This window comes from Kitasatospora sp. NPDC002551 (assembly GCF_040296005.1).
Lineage (GTDB): Bacteria > Actinomycetota > Actinomycetes > Streptomycetales > Streptomycetaceae > Kitasatospora.
This window is the reverse complement of the sequence record NZ_JBEOWI010000096.1, coordinates 1-16,565: the sequence shown is the minus strand read 5'-3', so window position 1 is coordinate 16,565 and position 16,565 is coordinate 1. Positions and strand designations below refer to the sequence as shown.

Genomic DNA, 16,565 nt, shown 5'->3' with positions numbered 1-16,565 from the left:
AAGGGAGGTGCCGACCAGCGAGCGCGAACATCGCCGTCGAGAAGACCTCGATCGGCACCGCCCGACACCTGCACCCAGTGGGAACCCCCGGCGAGTTGTGCCGCTGGCACAACCGCGCGGCGCTCGCCACGACGGTGGCCGCCATCGCCCGCCGCCACGGCCTGGACGCGAGCGCCGACGACGAGGAGCTGGCGGCCTGTGCGGCGGAGGCCAAGGCCGCGCCGCTGAAGGCGCCCCTGTCGGCGGACACCCTGGCGGCCATCCGCTCCGCCCTCGGGCCGGCACTGAGCGGCGACAGTGCGCCGGAGGCCGTGACGGAGGCGGTGTTCGGCGCGCTGCCGGACCGGCCGATCCGCGTGGCAGTCGAGGGCGGCCAGGAGTTCTTCCTGGTGCCCATCCCCGCCACACCATGATTGCTTAATTCTACGAATGTGCGTTATGGTTAGGCCATCCTCGGTGCGAACGGGCCATCTGCCCGGCGAAGCCCACTGGCCACTCCGCACCGGTCCTCCCCTGGTGGACCGCCTTCCAGCGGTCTACCAGGACGCCCCGGCCCGTAGGGCCCGTAACCACAGGGATGGCCAAGATGAACCGCCGACACTCCCGCTCGCTCAGGAGCCGCGACATCAGCGAGGTCTTCGTCGAAGAGCTGACCGAACGTGAGAGCGCTCTGCGCGGCACCCACCTGTGGCTCGCCCCCAAGCTCGACCAGCTCTCCACCGGGCGGCCGGTCACCCTCGGGCACACCGCGCCGCCCGGCCTGACGCTCGCCGAGCAGGCCGACCTGATCGACGTCGCCAGCCACGTGGGAATCTTCCGCATGTGGGCCCGGCGGGGCCGGGTGACCTACGACCTCAACCAGCACCTGGCCGCCGAGCTGTACCGCTCGACCTCCGAAACACTGCCCGGCAACATCTTCAGCCAGCTCCCGCACATCAACCCGCTCGTCGTCCTGCCCGAGCCCTGGCCAGTCCGTTACAAGGAGTCGCACGGCCTGGTCCGCGGCTTCTACCTCTTCGGCTTCAACCAGGCCCCCGAGCAGCAGACCTACACCGACGAGGAGATCGAAGGACTCGGCCTGCTCTTCGTGATCGACCTCCTCGACGAGGAGAGCTGGGAGGTGCGCGGCCAGACCTACATACGGATGAACATCCCCACCGGGATGGAGAAGTTCACCGTGGCCCAGGCCGTGGACTTCGCCGCCGCGAGGGCCGAGGCCCACTGGAGCCGGACCCACGACAAGGCCGCCGCGTACGCCCTGTTCGAGGAGCTGCTGCGCCCCGCCCTGAGCGTCCTGATCTACCTCTGCTGCGACAACCGGGACCTGGCCGAGCCGCCCGTCGTCAAGCCGTCGAAGAAGAAGCGCCGAGCAGTCCACAAGAACCGTGACCCGTTCTTCGTCGAGATCGGCTGGCGCGTCGGCCCTGCCTTGCACGCGGCCCGCCGGGCGACGGGCCGCGTGCTGGACGGCGACGGCATCCCCTCCGGTGTCCAGCAGGCACCCCACCAGCGGTGCGGCCACTTCCGCCGGTTCCGGATCGGCAAGGCACGCCAGGGCGAGACCACCCGCTGGGTGATGCCCTACTGGGTCCGCCTGGACCTCCTGCCCGAGGACGCCGACCCGATCACCACCGTGGTCCCCGTGGACGAGCAGCGCCACGACCCGCTCCGGTCGCGGGGGCTGAAGAAGCGCCAGCGCCCGGACACCGTTCTCGCGGCCTGAACCACCCCCGGGGCGGCGCTGAACCGGCACCGCCCCGGCCACGGACCCCACCACCCACTCACACGACAGGAGAGCATCATGTCCGACCGCTCACCGTTCCAGCTCTACGTCTACGCCGTCCACGAGGACGAGCAGGACGCCGTGCTCCGGGTCATCGCCGACGAACAGCTGGGCCTCGACTGGGGAGACACCGAAGAGCCGGAACCCATCTCACTGACGCTCGGCTCGTGCTACGGCGCCCACGAGATGCCGCTCGGCAGTTCACACCGTCTCGCGGCAGCCCTCCAGGCGCAGGCCCCCACCGCCGTCTTCAAGCTCTGGCAGGACCCCCACTGGAACGGCGCGGACGGCCACCTCGTCGCCCACGTGCCCGGAGTCGGCACCTACGAGATCGACTGCACCGCTGACGGGGTGCCCCACGTCGGCGTCGCGGGCCTCGCCAAGCAGCTCTCCGGGGTTCCCGCAGGAACCTCGGTGCAGGACTGGCTGGCCGGCGCCGGGGACCAGGTCCTCGGTGTCACCGTGCTCGCCGCGCTGGAGCCGTACGAGAAGAGCCGCCGATGAGCCCCGAGCCCCTCGCCGGCCCGGCGGCGACCACCCCGGCCGAACACGTGTTGCCCCCGGCGATCGCCTGGGACGACTACCCGCTGCTCGACTCCGGCGACCCCGCCAAGCACGACCTCGAACTGATCCACACCGGATGCGGACAGCACCTGTGCGACGCAGAGTCCGGCGACGTGCTGCCCACGCTGGTCGGAATGGTCACCGACCACCACGCGGTGTGCGCCGGACGGCGGACCGAGCGATGAGCGGCCCGGCCCCGGCCCTTCTCCAGCCCTGGTATGCCGCCGAGTTCGAGTCGCTCCTGCGCACCTGCCTCGACGAGAACACGACGAACCAGGGACAGGTCGCCACCTTCGCCGAGACCGGCTGCACCCACAGCCGGTACGGACTGCGGCTGACCCTCCCCACCGGCGCCGAGGTCTACCTCCAGATCGTGTCCGCCCGCCCTCCGGACGGGCGCGCCGAACCGCAGGGAGCCCCACCGCCGAGGCAGCGCGCCTCCGCGCTGCCGGCCGTCGGCAAGACGCCGCTCACCGCCGTCGAGCGGCACCTGATCGGGGTGCTGACCGCGCGCCAGGACCCCTTCATCCGCCGGGTCGAGCCGCTCAGCGCGGCGAACGGCGCGGTCCCCTACGGCCTGCACGTCACCTTCCACTGCGGCGCCGCCGTGTGCTGCTACGTCGCCTACCTCGTCCCCGCCGGCTACAGCAGGCCTCTCGGCGGCTCGTACCCCGCGCTGCGCCAGGTCTGAACCGGCCACGCGCTACGGCCAGACGGCCAACCCCTCCAACCCCTGCAAGGAACACCGCACATGAACACCATTGACCGCGAGACCGTGCGCGAGCGGGCTCGGCAACACAGCGCCCGGGTGGCCGACTTCCGTCTGGCCCTCCTCGGCGGCGACCCGGCCACGATCGAACGTGCCCGCGCAGAGGCACAGACCGCCGCGCGCACCCTGTTCGACGCGCAGCTTGAGGCCGGGCTCATCACCGCCGAGCAACACCGCCGACGCACCGCCGCGCTCAGCAGCGAGTACCCCGGAACGGAGGCGCAGGCGTGACCCTCAAGCCGTTCTCCCTGGCGTTCGCCGCTGCCCAGGCGTTCGCCGAACACGTAGCCCGTCTCCCGGACACCGACGACGGGGAGGCCGTCGAGGCGTGGGCGTACCGCGCGGCCGAGCTGTCCCGTGCCGCAGCCGATGCGGCAGTGGAGTACGCCGACGAGTCGTACCGTCTGGGCCTGATCAGCGCCGACCTCCTGTTCGGTCGCCTGGTCGAGGCGGAAGCCCTCCATTCCAGGAACCAGCGGGTCTTCCGCGAGGGGCTGGTTGCCGTCGCCCGGGTCCACGAGGGCACCGGACAGCCCGCCGGGCCCGGACCCCGCGAACCCGAGGCAACACACGGAGCAACGGGCGCACGTCGTGGGCTTGTGCTGTCCGGTGCGCCCGCCGACCGGCATCGCTGAGGTTCGACCGCCGGCTGTTTTGGCATGATCCCCGTTCAGGAGCGCGATCGCGCTCCATGACCGAGGGGAAGAATCATGCGCAGCACACGGGGATGGGCCGCCGTAGTCGTGATGGCCGTCGCGGCGCTGTCGGCGGGGTGCGCCGGGTCCACGTCGGGGCCGTCTGCTCCCGGCCCGGCGTCCGCGTCGGCCACCCTCGGCGCCACGCCGGCCGGGCTGCCGTCCGGGATTACCGAGCTGGGGCAGGCCGTCCCCGTCGCAGCGCAGGGCTGGACCCTGGCGTTGGCCCCGTTCCAGGAAGCCAACTCCTCCTCCAGCGAGGTGCCGGCCGGCTGGGCCGTCCTTCGCACCACGGCGAAGTTCACCAACACCAGCGACCGGATCGCCCTGCTGCCGGACACCGCGCTCACCGTGCGCTACGGCCCGCTGGGGCGCCAGGCCGTCCCGGTCAAGGACCAGACCCTCTCCGGGCTCCCCGCGCACGACGCTGCGACGAAGGTCGCGCCGGGCGCCACCTTCACCGCCGAGATAGGGGTGGCCGTTCCCCCGCAGGGCCTGGGCCAGCGGGTCACCGTCACCGCCGAGGCCACCCAAGAGGGGATGGCGGAGGCGGACGACCTCTTCTTCGAGGGCACCCTTCCCGGGAACGCCACCTCGGCGTCCGGCTCTCCCGAACCCACCGGCACGACGTCGGCATCGGCTGGCCCTCTTCTCCCCTTCGGGGCCTGGTCGCCGGCAGGACTGCGGATCTCCCCGATCACGCTCGGGCCGGATGTCGGCGGCAAGCGGACGGCAACGGCCGACCTCACCGTCACCAACGACGATTCCGGGCCGCGCCCGGGTCTGGGGATCACCCTGCGGGTGATGACCGGCGCCGGCCTGACCGACGCAGCGACCGTCACCCCGAGCCTGAACTACCCCGACGCCCCGATCGCGCCCTCGCGCTCGGCCACCGTCACCGTGCGGTTCACCCTCCCCTCCTCCGCCGTCCCCGGCCCGGTCACGGTCGAGGCCCTCGACCGAGGCGACCGGATCACCTTCAGCGGCACGCTCGGCTGACGGCGAGGCGCGGCCCAGGAGCGGGGCGCGCCGAACTTCTCGACACCGGTGGGGCGGGAGTGGTCACACGGATACCCCGCGCGGCACCTCTATGGGATGACGCGCACCTCCGACCAGTCAGGAGCACCACTCCATGCCCCACCCTCTTCGCGCCGCGGCCATCGGCGCCGCCCTCGCTTCGGCGGCCACGCTCGCCGCCTGCACCCCCTTCGACATCGCGAAGTCGGCCCCCGAGGCCGCGGCCGGGCCCACGAGGTCGGCCACCGCCGCTCTCCAGGAGCTCGACCGACTCCCGGTGAAGGGGAGAGCTCCTCAAACCGGATACAGCCGCGACCAGTTCGGTCCGGCCTGGAGCGGCGACAGCACCGCGCCGGGAAGCCATGCCGGCTGCTCGACCCGCGACGACATCCTCGCCCGCGATCTGACCGACGTCGTGCGAAAGGGGCCGTGCACCGTCGTTTCCGGGGTGCTCCACGACCCGTACACCGCGCGCACGATCTCCTTCACCCGCGGCGTCAAGACGTCGTTGGCCGTGCAGATCGACCACGTCGTTCCCCTGAGCCTCAGCTGGCAGACCGGCGCGCAGCAGCTGAGTGCGGCCGAGCGGCTCAGCCTCGCGCGCGACCCGCTCAACCTGGTGGCGGTCGACGGCCCGACGAACGGGGCGAAGGGGGACGGAGATGCGGCCACCTGGCTTCCGCCGAACAAGCCGATCCGCTGCGGCTACGCGCAGCGCCAGATCGCGGTGAAGGTGAAGTACAAGCTCTGGGTGACCCCGCCGGAGAAGGAGGCGCTGCGCCGCGTGCTGGACAGCTGCCCCGGGCCGGCACTGCCGGGTGAGGGGGCGTCCAAGTGATAGGCGAGTTCGGGGACCCGCTCAGGCCGCTCCCCTACGGCGGGGACGTGGACCGCTGGCACCGCGAAACGGTTCACGCCCTGCAGTACCACCTCGCCGCGTCGGGCGAGAGCCGCGCCGGCGCCGCGGCCTTCGAGTCCGCCGTCGGCGCGGTGCGGCCGGTGGAGCGCACGGAGTGGGGCTGGGTCCGGTGGGGGTACCCGCTGGATTCGGAGGCGAGGTTCGAGGACGCCTTCCCCGCGGAGGTCGGGGTGCTCGCCCCCGCCGTGCAGGCGCGGTGGAAGTCGCTTCTCGTCCGCACGGTGTGGGGGCGGCAGCCGGCACCGTTCCTGCGGAGGATCGGCGGCGCCGAGCTGCCGGCCGCGGTGAGCGTGGGGCGCCTGGCCGTGGTCGTGGCCGCGGTCCTGCTGCTGACCCCGGCGTGGGGTGAGCACCTGTCCGCGGGAGCAGCCCTGACCGCGGCCGTGGCGGCCGGCGTCGCGCTGGCGTGGGGCGGGCCGGGCCTTGCCGCGATCGTCACCCGTCGCCACGTGCGGGTCGTGGATGCCACCGCCCCGTGGGCGGGGCGCATCCACCGACTCCTGGCCCTGCAGCAGGAGGTGGCCGCGGCGGCAACGGCGTCAGGAGTGGCCGAGCTTCGACGCGCGGCCGAGGCCGGACACCGGTTCCTGTGGGACGCCGCCGGCCTGGTGCTGGCCGCCGGCGAGGACGGAGCCGGTCTCGACGTCGTCCAGGAGTATGAGGCCGCCTACGGGCGGTTGGGCATGGCGGCAGCCGCAGCCCTGGGCGAGCAGGAGCGCCTGGAGCACCGGCTGGCGGACCTCGACGAATCAGACCGAGGAGCCGAGGCACCGGGTGCCTACCTCGGCAGCCGTCGGTCGCGGCTCGTCGAGGACGCCGTACCGGCGCAGCTCCTCGACGAACTCTCCGCCGGGCTGGACGAGCTGGCCGCCGGCCTGCGGGACGCCCAGCACGCCGTCGCACGCACGGCCGACACGACAGCTCAGACCGAGGAGGAGCGCCATGAGGGCCGGTGAGCGGTGGGCCGCGCCCCAGGCCACGCGCGAGGGTGCGCGGGACCCGCTGACGGCCGAGCGGGCACGCCTGGCCGCGGCATCGTTCGGCCGGGGCGTGGTGTGGGCGGTGTTGACGGTCAGCCTGCTGGGGACGGTGGTGACGGCTCCCTACCTCCCGAGCCCCTGGGGCCGACCGGTGTTGCTGCTCGCCCTCCTGGGCGGCCTGGTGTCCGGACTGGTCACGCTCTACCGCCTGTTCGTCGGCTTCCTGGCGCTGCTCGCGCTCGGCCGTGTCGCCCTTCCGGGCCGGCTGAGCTCGCGCTCGAAGTCCGCCGGGGAGCCCCCGGGCCCGGAAGAGGAGTCGTGATCTCCGACACAGGCGGCACGGGACGCCTGGGCGGCGCTCCGTGTCTTGACCGGCAACCGGGTGGGCCCTTCGGCATGGCCGAAAGTACGGGGCCGACGGGTGCTCCACCGACCGCCGCCGACCAGATGGCCAGGTCAGCGCCACGCCAGGACAGATCGGGCATAAGCCGCAAAGTGCAAGATCATCGCCAGAATAGATCTTGACGGCCGGAAAAGGCCGTGCAAGATTCGTATAAGTTACCGGTCAGATTCAGTCACGGGGCGAGCACTATCCGCACACGTACGTGCGGTCGCGGGGAGGGGGGTCGTGTGCATTTCAATGGAATGCTGACTCCCTATCAGATTCGGGGCGCAAGCCAATCCGAAGAGGTGCGGACGTACTTGGCGGCCGGGCAGTACGCGCCCGCCCTCTCGCTGACGGCGTCCCGCAGGGGCGAGACCAGCCCGCCCGGCGAGGAGCACCGCGAAGTCCCCGTCGAGACGGAGCCAGGTGGCGAACCGCGGAGTATCAGCCTTCAGCGCCGCCGCCCTGCGCCGACTGCGCACCACGGCCTCTCTGTCGCAGGACGACCTGGCGGCCATGGCCCGCACGCGCGGCGCGCGGGTGGCCGGCACTCACATCTGCCTGTACGAACAGGGCCGACGAAAGCCCCAGTTGCTGACGGCCCAGGCCCTCGCCGACAGCCTGAGAGTGCCGCTGGATGCGCTCTTGTCGACCAGCAGGCCGGACGATGTGCAGAGATTGCGGCTGTTGGCCGGCTGGAGCCAGCGCGCGCTGGCGCATCGGTTGGGCATCGCCCAGGCCCGGTGGTCGCGGATCGAGCGGGGCCTTTCCTCGCTCGACGAGTCCAAGTTCCGGCTGGCCGCCGAGCTGCTGAAGGTCACGGTCGAGCAGTTGTTGCGCTCGTTGGACGCCGCCACCGGCAGCCGACGGCCGCACGGCCGTCGCTAAAAGCATGTGACGCCTTCGCAGCAGGCAATCTAGGCTCCTTATCCATTTGATCACCCGCTCCAATGCGGAGCGCCACGGCCGCTGCCTTTGGCATCCATTACGGGTGCTGCCTGCAGAAATTCGGGGGCCGTTCGGCAGCGCCGCCACGTAGCCTCCCCAGCCCTCACCGTCTTACCTTCCCGAGCCCCGAAGGGCCCCGGGCACCCATGCCATCCATCGACTGACCGCGACTCACACACGGGGATATGCCAGTGACATTCACCACCAGGACTCGAATACGTACTGCTGGCCTGGCCGTCGCGATGGTCACCGCCACGGCCTCTGTGCTGACCGCCTGCAGCGAGGGGACGCCGGCGAAGCCGGCGGCCACCTCGAGCCCGTCTCAGTCCCCCACGGCGGATCCGCAGGCCGAGGCGAAGAAGGCGGTCGAGCAGAGCTACCGAAGCTACTGGGATGCTCAGGCCAAGGCGTTCGAGAAGGTCGACGTCCGCGACACCGGCCTGGAGAAGTACAGCTTCGATCAGGCCTACTCCAAGGTCCTCGCGGACGTGGCGAACATGAAGATCAAGGGCAGCGCGATGCGCGGCGCCCCGCAGATCAAGCCCGACGTCACCGCGGTCAGCCTCGACGAGTCGCCTAAGAAGGCCACCATCACCGACTGCGTGGACGTGTCCAAGTGGACGCTCGTGGACGCCAAGACTGGCAAGGAGCTGGAGCTGCCGAAGAACCGCCTGACGCGCTTCGTCGTCAGCGCCTCGGCACGCACCGTCGGCGACGAGTGGAAGATCGTCGAGCTGACTCGTCAGGACCGCACGTGCTGAGACGACGCGCTGCGGCGCTCCTCACTGCTCTCGTGGCGCTCCTGAGCCTGCTGGTGCTGGCGACGCCCGCCAGTGCCGACGGCGGAGGCGGGGGCGGCACGGACGTCGGTCACTGCGACAACGACTGGGTCTGCGGCGGTGTCGAGATACCCGGCGGCAACGGGAAGCCGGGCACCGGTGGCGGTGGAGGCGGCGGCGGCGGCGGAGGCGGAGGCGGCTCGTCGAAGAAGACGTGCGCGACCGGTGCCACCAGCTACGGCCAGTGGCCGTGCCACATCGACGGCATCGGAACGCTCGACGAGTCCAAGATGTGCTACATCGGGTTGGCCAACCCTCAGCCGCCCAAGTCGGATCCGGTGTGGCAGGGGCACACCACGGGCGCGATCTACTACTACGCCTGCCTGTCCCAGACGCACGGGCTGCCCAACGGGCAGAACGGCGGCTTCGTGCAGTGGCACGAGACCAACCCACTCGACACCGGACCGTCAGCCGCCGAACTCGCCCAGCAGGCGTTCGAGCGGATGCGGCTGGACGGAGCGAAGATCGGCTCCGCGCCTCCGGCCGGCGCGAAGGGCCTGGTCGGCCTTCCGGTGTGGCTGTGGACCGCGCAGTCCCCGCAGACGTGGGGTCCGCAGACCATGACGGTCTCCGCCGGCGGCCTGTCGGTCACGGTGACGGCCAAGGTGAAGAGCATCGCCTGGGCAATGGGCGACGGCACCACGGTGACCTGCACCAAGCCCGGGACGCCGTACGAGAAGAGCTTCGGCGACACCGACTCCCCGGACTGCGGTCACCGCTACACCAAGGTCGGCGAGTACACCGTCACGGCCACCAGCACCTGGGCCGTGGACTGGACCGCCACCAACGGCGAGACCGGCACGCTCCCGGACACCACCCGCAACTCTGCGACCACGGCCCGCATCGGCGAGCTCCAGGTCGTCAACTAGCACGAGGAACCACGAGACGATGGCGACGACCCTCTCACCGCGAAAGCCCAAGGGAACCGACTCAACGGCTACGCCCCCTGCGGGTCCCGTGCCGATCACCCAGGACGCGCCTCGGCGCCGTCGCCGGCCCGTAGTAGTCGGCGCCGGACTGGCCCTGGCCGCCGTCGGCGCGCTCCTCGCCGTATGGCAGGTCGACGAAGCCGGCAACCGCGTGCCGGTGATCGCGCTCGCCCACGACGTCAAGGCCGGCGAGACCGTCAAGAAGACCGACCTGGTCGTGGCACAGATCGCACCCGACGCCGCGCTCGCGCCGGTGCCGGTCAGCCGCAGCAGCGACATCGTCGGCAAGACCGCGGCCGCCGACCTGCCCAAGGGAAGCCTCATCACCGACGCGTCCGTACATGAGGGCACACCGGTTGCCAAGGGCCGCGACACCGTGGGCATCCTGGCCAAGCCCGGGCAGCTCCCGGCGCAGCGACTGCGCACCGGCGACGCGGTCACCCTCGTTTACACCCCGCAGGACAACGCCGACGCGGCGAAGTCAGGTGGTACGCAGAAGGCCCCCGACAGCATCAGCGCCGTCGTCGTCGGCCTGTCCTCCCCCGACGCGAACGGGGCGGTCGTCGTGGACGTGGCCGTCACCGGGACGGACAGCCCGTCGCTGGCCACCTGGACTGCCCGGGGCGCGGTGACCATCGTGCTGAAGGCGGCCAGCTGATGTCGGTCATCGCGCTGGTCTCCGGCAAGTCCTCCGGTGTCACCTGCTCCGCGCTCGCCCTCGCCCTGTCCTCGCCGAAGCCCTCCCTGCTGGTGGAGGCCGACCCGGCCGGCGGCACGATCCGGGCTGGCTACCTCGGCGGAGAAGGCAACGCCTCCACCGGTCTGCACCGTCTGGCGGCCGCGGACCGGCAGGGCACGCTCGCCCGCGAGTTCAGCCAGCACTTCGTGAGCCTGGACCGCGACAACACCGGCCAGCGCCTGCTCCTGCCGGGCCTGACCGACCCCACCCAGGCCGCCTCGCTCAGCCGCACCTGGGAGCCGATCTCCCGGCTGCTCGGCGTGATGGACCAGACCGGCCACGACGTGATCATCGACGCCGGCCGCATCCTGACCGAGTCCGAGACCCGGCTGTCCACGACCCGCTACCCGACGCCGCTGCTCCACCGCGCCGACGCCGTGCTCATGGTGGTGCGCACCACGCAGGCCTCCATCGCGGCGGCGGCGCCGGCCATGCGGGTCCTGCGGGAGGAACTGGCGCATCACGGAACGGGCTCCGACGCGCTCGGCCTGCTGCTGATCGAGGAGGGCTCCTTCAATTCCAGCCAGGTCCAGCAGTATCTGCAGGCCCCCGTGGTCGGCATGCTCGCGTGGGACGCCGACAGCGCCGACGTTCTCACCCACGGGGCCTACAAGAAGCTGCCGAAGTCGCTGTTGCGCTCTGCCCGGACAGCCCACCAAACGATCAACGAGCTGGTGACCCGGCGGCGCGTCCAGCTGCATCCGGCCGCGCTGCCGACGGTTGCCGGGAGGGCATCATGACCGACACCAGGCCGGAGTCCCCGGCCAGCCTCGACGCCCTCTTCGCCCAGGCCCTCGGCGAGCAGCCCGCACAGGGTGCGCCGGTCCTCCGACCGGTTCCCGCCCAGGTGTCCCCGGCCAGCCTGCCCAAGAGCGTCGTCCCTGTTCACGACACCTCGGCCCCGGCCACGCTGCCGGTCGGTCACGAGGTGCTGGCTGAGCTGCGTTCCCGCGCCAGTATGAAGATCGGCGAGGCTGCGGGCGCCGATGCCTCCATGAGCGAGGAGGACCGTCGGCAGCGCGGTCAGTCGATCATCGTGCAGGTCGTCTCGGAGTGGGCGACGAAGTACGCGGCCAGCGGCCAGGACCTGACGCCCCAGCAGGAGCGCGCTGTCCGCGAGGCCGTGTTCGACGAGCTGTTTCGCGCCGGCCGTCTTCAGCCGCTGCTGGACGACGCGCACGTCGAGAACATCATCATCTACGGCGACAAGGTCCGCGTGGACTACGCCGACCGTCCGACGCGGACATGGGATCCGATCGCGAAGAGCGACCGGGATCTGATCAGCCTCATTAACCACCTTGCCCGGATGCAAGGACAGGGCGAGCGAGCGTTGACGCCCGCCACGCCGAACCTGAACCTCCGGCTGGCCGACGGCTCCCGTCTGGCGGCCTCGGCGTACGTCACGCCGCGGCCGAGCATCGTCATCCGCCGCCACCGTACCCGCGGCCAGGGCCTGGACGACCTGGTGCGCTGGGGCACGATCGACGCCTCGCTCGCGCACTTCCTGAAGGCTGCGGTCAGGGGGCGTAAGAACATCATCGTGGTCGGATCGCAGGGTGTTGGAAAAACGTCTCTGCTGCGGGCCATGGCCCGGGAGATCCCGAGCAAGGAGCGTGTGGGCACCCTGGAGTCGGAGTACGAGCTCTACCTCCACGAGGACCCTGATGGCCCGGAAGTCGTCGCCTACGAAGGACGCGAGTCCAACGGCGAGCGCGGTCCGGACGGCAAGCTCCAGGGCGAGCTGACCCTGTCCGACCTGTTCCCGCAGCTGCTGCGTATGTCGCTGCGGCGCGTGATCGTCGGCGAGGTCCGCTCCAAGGAAGTCGTGCCGATGCTGCACGCGATGAACGAGGGCGAGGGCGGGTCGATGGCCACGCTCCACGCCCGCAGCCCGCAGCTGTCGATCGAGCGTCTGGCCACCCTGTGTCTGGAGGCCGGCATCGGCATGACCGAGGCCCTGGCCTACCGGCTCATCGCCCAGGCCGTGGACCTCGTCGTGTACGTGCGCTTGGTCGACGAGACCGAACTCGTCGGACCTGACGGCCGGCACGGACGCAAGCACCGCTTCGTGTCCCACGTCATGGAGATCACCGGCATCGGTGAGGGCGGCCGCCCGAGCCACCAGATGGTCTTCGCCCCGCGCGAGCAGGACGGACGACGCGAGCCGCGGGCCGTGCCGCACGGCAACATCTCCCAGGCCTGCCTGGATGACCTGGTGCGGGCCGGGCTGGACCGCAGCGTCCTGCAGCGGCCTTGGGGAAGCTGGGGCGCGCCGCTGGAGACGGTGGTGCCGCTGTGACGCTCACCCTCAGTTCCCTGCTCGCCGCGTTCGGCGGTCTCGCCGCCGTCGGCGGTCTCGTCCTGGCCGTGGCCGGGGGCGTCGGCTGGGCCCCGTCGGCCACGGTGCGCCGCCGCAGCCGCCTGGAGCGCAAGGTTCGCGCCCTTTTCGTCAAGGACGCCCGCACGCCCACCTCCTGGTGGGCGCGCGGCCAGGCCCGGATGGCCGGCGCCGTTGTGGCGGGCCTGGGCGTGTGGCTGTTCACCAGCTGGCTGACCGGCGGGCTCATCACCGTCGCTGTTGTGCTCGGTCTGCCGTGGCTGTTGAACACCTCCGGCAGCGGCAAGTCGCAGATCGACAAGCTCGAAGCGATCGAGGAGTGGGTGCGGCGCATGTCCGACATCCACACAGTCGGCGTGAGCCTGGAGGCCACCATCCAGCGCAGTCTGGAGACCGTCCCGAAGGCGATCCGCGAGGAGGTACAGCTCCTCGTCTCGCGGCAGCAGGCCGGTTGGGTTCCTCAGGACGCCTACCGGGCCTTCGCCGACGACCTCAACGACTCGATGGTCGACGAGGTCGCCGCCCTGCTGATCCTGCACGTCGAGGACCGGGGCAGCGGCCTGAGCAAGGCCATGCGCGAGCTCGCCGACGCTCTTCAGCACGAAGTCCTCGCGCGCCGTGAAGTCGAAGCCGACCGGCAGAAGCCCCGCACCAACGACCGCTGGGTGACGATCTTCTGCTTGGCGATCTTCGGTATCACCGCGTTCTCCGGCACTTACGTCGAGCCCTACAACACCCTCACCGGGCAGTTGGTCCTCGCCTTCGTCACCGTCGCCTTCGTTCTGGTCAAGATCTGGATGCGTCGCATGGCGATCCTCGAGCCCGCGCCCCGGTTCCTGTCTCCGGCCGACCGTTCCGGCGGCCAGATCACCGAGGAGGCACCGTGATCTTCTCCCCGTACGCCGTCGTCGGCGGCGCCGTCGCCGGCCTGGGCCTGGTGATCGCCGCGCGCGGCATCCTGCCCGGCCGGCCCGACCTCGGCGACGTCCTGTCCCGGATGGACGCCACCCGGCTGGAGAACCTGGACCGCAACCGCACCAGCCAGCCCAACACCCTCATGGAGAAGGCCGGCGCGCTCCTGCTGCGCACCGTCGGGGAAGGCACCCTGCGCCTGCCCCGCCAGCAGCTGGAACTGGTGGGACGCTCCCCCGCAGCCCACCTGGGCCGCAAGATCGGCCTCGCTCTGTACGGACTGCTGCTGCCCGTCCTGGCGGTGAGCTTGGCGAACCTGGCCGGCTACCCGTTCCCCTTCGCGGTTCCGGCGATCGCCGGCCTCGGCCTCGCGGTCGTCTTCTGGCTCCTGCCCGACCTCCAGCTCAAGCAGCAGGCGGTGGAGGCGAAGGAGGACTTCCGGCACGCGGTCAAGGCCTACCTGCGTCTGGTCCAGCTGGAGCGTGCCGCGGACGCGGCCCCCACCCAGGCGCTGAAGAAGGCCGCCGAGGTCGGCGAGGGGTGGGTCTTCGCGAAGATCCGCGACACCATCACCCGCGCCGAGCTCGAAGGCATCAGCCCTTGGGAGGGCCTCAAGCGCCTGTCCATCGAGCTCGACGTCCCCGAACTCGGCGCACCTGCCGACATCATCGCGATCGCCGGCGAGGAGGGCGCGGCCGTCGGTGACACCCTCGGCGCGCAGGCCAAGTCGCTCTCCGGCGCCCTGGTCACCTCCGCGAAAGCCCAGGCGAACATGGCCAGCGAAAAGATGGTCATGCCCGTCGCGATGCTCGTCCTGATCATGACCGTCTACATCGGCTATCCCGCGCTCTCGCGGATCATGGCCAGCTAACTCTCTTACAAGAAAAGGAAATTCACGATGGGAACTGACCCCAACTTCGCATTCCTGAAGGCCTTCTTCGGGGCCCAGGTCGACCGGCTGCGCAACGCTCGCGACGACCGCGGCGCCATATCCATCGAGACGATGATGATCGTGGCGGGCCTCGTGGTCGTCGCCGCTATCGCCGCCGGCGTCATCCTCACCAAGGTCAACGAGAAGGCGAAAGAGATCAAGTGACACGCCTCCGCAGGGCTGTCGGCCGTTGGTCCCGCGCGCTCGCCGAGCGCGGCGCGCGGGACCGCGGAGCCGTGTCCCTCGAGATGCTCATCGTCTTCCCCGGCGTGCTCCTGGCGATCCTGCTGGTCGTGCACGTCGGGCTGTGGTGGCACGCCCGCGATGTGGCGATGTCGGCCGCCCAGCTGGGCGTGGAGTCGGCCCGCGTCCGCGGCGCGTCGGCCGGCACCGGTACCGCCGAGGCCCGCGACTTCCTTTCCCGGGCTGGCGGCAGCATCTCCGGCCTGTCGGTCAGCGGCAGCAAGGGGGCAACGGTGCGGATCCGGGTCACCGGCTACGTCGACACGATGATCCCCGGCCTCAAGCTCAAGATCGACCAGCACGCGGACGCGGCCACCGAGCGCATCACGGAGGCCCGGTGACCATCGCCCGAAGGCTCAAGGACGACCGCGGCGCGCTGTCGCTGGAGGCGGTCGTCCTGTTTCCCGTCCTCATCATGGTGCTGCTGCTGGTCGTCGCGTTCGGCCGGATCGGGTCCGCCAGCAACGCGGTCGACACCGCCGCCCGCAACGCCGCGCGCGCCGCCTCGCTGGAACGCAACGGCGGCTCGGCCAGCACCGCGGGGTCGCAGGTGGCGCACAGCATCCTGGGTCAGCAGGGACTGGAATGCACCTCCACGTCCGTGGCCATCTCCACGGGCGGGTTCTCCGCCGCGATCGGCGAGCCAGCCTCCACCACGGCCACGGTGACATGCACGGTCCGGCTCTCCGACATCGGACTGCCGGGCTTGCCCGGCTCCAAGACTCTGACCAGCAGCTTTACCTCGTCGATCGACTCCTACCGCCAGCGCGGCTGACAGGACCACCGCATGACTCCCGCCCGCTCCCCTCTCGACGCCCGGATCCGTCGCGCCCTGCGCGGCGACCGCGGCGCGATGAGCCTGTTCGTCCTCGTCACCGTCGTGGCGCTCTTCCTCGTGGCCGCCCTGGTCTACGACGGCGCCGGCAGGCTCCGAGCCCTCACCCACGCCGAGGGCGTCGCCCACGAGGCGGCACGGGCCGGCGGGCAGGCCGTCGACGCGGGCAAGGCGATCTCCGGCGGCGGCATCACCGTCGACCGCAACGCGGCCGTCGCCGCCGCGCGTACCTACCTCAGCCGCGCGGGAGTCAGCGGCACGGTGAGCGTGAGCGAGGACGGCGCGTCCCTGGAAGTGGACGTGACGGGCTCGTACCGGGCCGTGTTCCTCGCAGGGGCCAGCGGCACGGTCACCGGCCACGGCAGCGCCAATCTCGTCTACCGGGGATGACGATCATGAGAAACCGCAGCATCGCAGCCCGGCTCGTCCGCGCGCTCTTCGCCCTGGCGACCCTGATCGCCCTCCTGGCCGGCGTGCCCGCCGTCCTGCTCGGCATCGGAGTCCTGCCCGACCACCTCCCGGGCATCGACGAGATCACCGCCGCACTCACCAGCCCTGACTCCGGCCAGCTGTTCCTGGGCGCCGTCACCCTCATCGGCTGGTACGGCTACCTCAGCTTCGTGATCTCGGTCGTCCTGGAGACGGGGGCACCGCGCCGCCCCCGCCCCGCCCCCCCCCGCCCCAGACGGCGCGGCTGCCCGCCCCACCCCCCCCGGCCCGGCGGCGGCCGCCGAGGACG

At 71.3% G+C, this 16,565-nt stretch carries 24 protein-coding genes; all 24 read left to right on the top strand.

From position 1 onward, the window contains the following. Positions 1-413 (top strand): hypothetical protein (locus ABT093_RS38980; protein WP_350572233.1); only part of this gene is annotated, 413 nt, incomplete at its 5' end. A gap of 173 nt (positions 414-586) precedes the next feature. Then, positions 587-1,723 (top strand): AcrVA2 family anti-CRISPR protein, encoded by a 1,137-nt coding sequence (locus ABT093_RS38975; RefSeq protein WP_350572232.1) that lies wholly within the window; start codon positions 587-589, stop codon positions 1,721-1,723. A gap of 78 nt (positions 1,724-1,801) precedes the next feature. After that, entirely contained in the window at positions 1,802-2,287 is a 486-nt protein-coding gene (locus tag ABT093_RS38970) for a hypothetical protein (protein WP_350572231.1), read from the top strand. Beyond that, positions 2,284-2,532: a hypothetical protein gene (locus tag ABT093_RS38965; RefSeq protein ID WP_350572230.1), complete on the top strand. Its 249-nt coding sequence runs from the start codon at positions 2,284-2,286 to the stop codon at positions 2,530-2,532. Before ABT093_RS38970 ends, ABT093_RS38965 begins: the two co-directional genes overlap by 4 nt. Next, positions 2,529-3,038, top strand: a complete 510-nt coding sequence (locus ABT093_RS38960; protein ID WP_350572229.1) for a hypothetical protein — start codon at positions 2,529-2,531, stop codon at positions 3,036-3,038. Before ABT093_RS38965 ends, ABT093_RS38960 begins: the two co-directional genes overlap by 4 nt. Positions 3,039-3,098: 60 nt before the next feature. Then, on the top strand, positions 3,099-3,347 hold the full coding sequence (locus ABT093_RS38955; protein ID WP_350572228.1) for a hypothetical protein: 249 nt from the start codon (positions 3,099-3,101) through the stop codon (positions 3,345-3,347). Further along, a complete protein-coding gene (locus ABT093_RS38950) occupies positions 3,344-3,751 on the top strand; it encodes a hypothetical protein (protein ID WP_350572227.1) in 408 nt (135 codons plus the stop codon). The genes ABT093_RS38955 and ABT093_RS38950 overlap by 4 nt, the downstream gene beginning before the upstream one ends. Before the next feature lie 75 nt (positions 3,752-3,826). Beyond that, on the top strand, positions 3,827-4,810 hold the full coding sequence (locus tag ABT093_RS38945) for a hypothetical protein (protein ID WP_350572226.1): 984 nt from the start codon (positions 3,827-3,829) through the stop codon (positions 4,808-4,810). Between the two features lie 133 nt (positions 4,811-4,943). After that, on the top strand, positions 4,944-5,666 hold the full coding sequence (locus tag ABT093_RS38940; protein WP_350572225.1) for an HNH endonuclease family protein: 723 nt from the start codon (positions 4,944-4,946) through the stop codon (positions 5,664-5,666). After that, positions 5,663-6,703, top strand: a complete 1,041-nt coding sequence (locus ABT093_RS38935; RefSeq protein WP_350572224.1) for a hypothetical protein — start codon at positions 5,663-5,665, stop codon at positions 6,701-6,703. The genes ABT093_RS38940 and ABT093_RS38935 overlap by 4 nt, the downstream gene beginning before the upstream one ends. Continuing rightward, entirely contained in the window at positions 6,690-7,049 is a 360-nt protein-coding gene (locus tag ABT093_RS38930; RefSeq protein ID WP_350572223.1) for a hypothetical protein, read from the top strand. The genes ABT093_RS38935 and ABT093_RS38930 overlap by 14 nt, the downstream gene beginning before the upstream one ends. 489 nt (positions 7,050-7,538) lie before the next feature. Then, entirely contained in the window at positions 7,539-8,000 is a 462-nt protein-coding gene (locus ABT093_RS38925; protein ID WP_350572222.1) for a helix-turn-helix domain-containing protein, read from the top strand. A 245-nt stretch (positions 8,001-8,245) separates the two neighbouring features. After that, positions 8,246-8,821: a hypothetical protein gene (locus ABT093_RS38920; RefSeq protein ID WP_350572221.1), complete on the top strand. Its 576-nt coding sequence runs from the start codon at positions 8,246-8,248 to the stop codon at positions 8,819-8,821. 32 nt (positions 8,822-8,853) lie between these two features. Continuing rightward, on the top strand, positions 8,854-9,768 hold the full coding sequence (locus ABT093_RS38915) for an ATP-binding protein (RefSeq protein WP_350572220.1): 915 nt from the start codon (positions 8,854-8,856) through the stop codon (positions 9,766-9,768). Positions 9,769-9,856: 88 nt separating this feature from the next. Then, the gene (locus ABT093_RS38910) at positions 9,857-10,486 is read left to right on the top strand and encodes an SAF domain-containing protein (protein WP_350572219.1); all 630 of its coding nucleotides are present in this window, start codon (positions 9,857-9,859) and stop codon (positions 10,484-10,486) included. Next, positions 10,486-11,307, top strand: coding sequence for a CpaE/TadZ family protein (locus ABT093_RS38905; protein ID WP_350572218.1), 822 nt, complete (start codon positions 10,486-10,488; stop codon positions 11,305-11,307). The genes ABT093_RS38910 and ABT093_RS38905 overlap by 1 nt, the downstream gene beginning before the upstream one ends. After that, on the top strand, positions 11,304-12,866 hold the full coding sequence (locus tag ABT093_RS38900; RefSeq protein WP_350572217.1) for a TadA family conjugal transfer-associated ATPase: 1,563 nt from the start codon (positions 11,304-11,306) through the stop codon (positions 12,864-12,866). The genes ABT093_RS38905 and ABT093_RS38900 overlap by 4 nt, the downstream gene beginning before the upstream one ends. Further along, a complete protein-coding gene (locus ABT093_RS38895) occupies positions 12,863-13,792 on the top strand; it encodes a type II secretion system F family protein (protein WP_350572216.1) in 930 nt (309 codons plus the stop codon). Before ABT093_RS38900 ends, ABT093_RS38895 begins: the two co-directional genes overlap by 4 nt. After that, a complete protein-coding gene (locus tag ABT093_RS38890; protein WP_350572215.1) occupies positions 13,789-14,688 on the top strand; it encodes a type II secretion system F family protein in 900 nt (299 codons plus the stop codon). Before ABT093_RS38895 ends, ABT093_RS38890 begins: the two co-directional genes overlap by 4 nt. Before the next feature lie 27 nt (positions 14,689-14,715). Beyond that, positions 14,716-14,913 carry a hypothetical protein gene (locus ABT093_RS38885; protein WP_350572214.1) on the top strand — a complete coding sequence of 66 codons (198 nt, stop codon included), beginning with the start codon at positions 14,716-14,718 and terminating at the stop codon, positions 14,911-14,913. 71 nt (positions 14,914-14,984) lie between these two features. Then, positions 14,985-15,332: a TadE/TadG family type IV pilus assembly protein gene (locus tag ABT093_RS38880; RefSeq protein WP_350572213.1), complete on the top strand. Its 348-nt coding sequence runs from the start codon at positions 14,985-14,987 to the stop codon at positions 15,330-15,332. After that, positions 15,329-15,766 (top strand): TadE/TadG family type IV pilus assembly protein, encoded by a 438-nt coding sequence (locus ABT093_RS38875; protein WP_350572212.1) that lies wholly within the window; start codon positions 15,329-15,331, stop codon positions 15,764-15,766. Before ABT093_RS38880 ends, ABT093_RS38875 begins: the two co-directional genes overlap by 4 nt. 12 nt (positions 15,767-15,778) lie before the next feature. Next, the gene (locus tag ABT093_RS38870; protein WP_350572211.1) at positions 15,779-16,216 is read left to right on the top strand and encodes a hypothetical protein; all 438 of its coding nucleotides are present in this window, start codon (positions 15,779-15,781) and stop codon (positions 16,214-16,216) included. A gap of 5 nt (positions 16,217-16,221) precedes the next feature. Next, positions 16,222-16,565: hypothetical protein (locus tag ABT093_RS38865; protein WP_350572210.1), on the top strand; the 344-nt coding region annotated here is incomplete at its 3' end.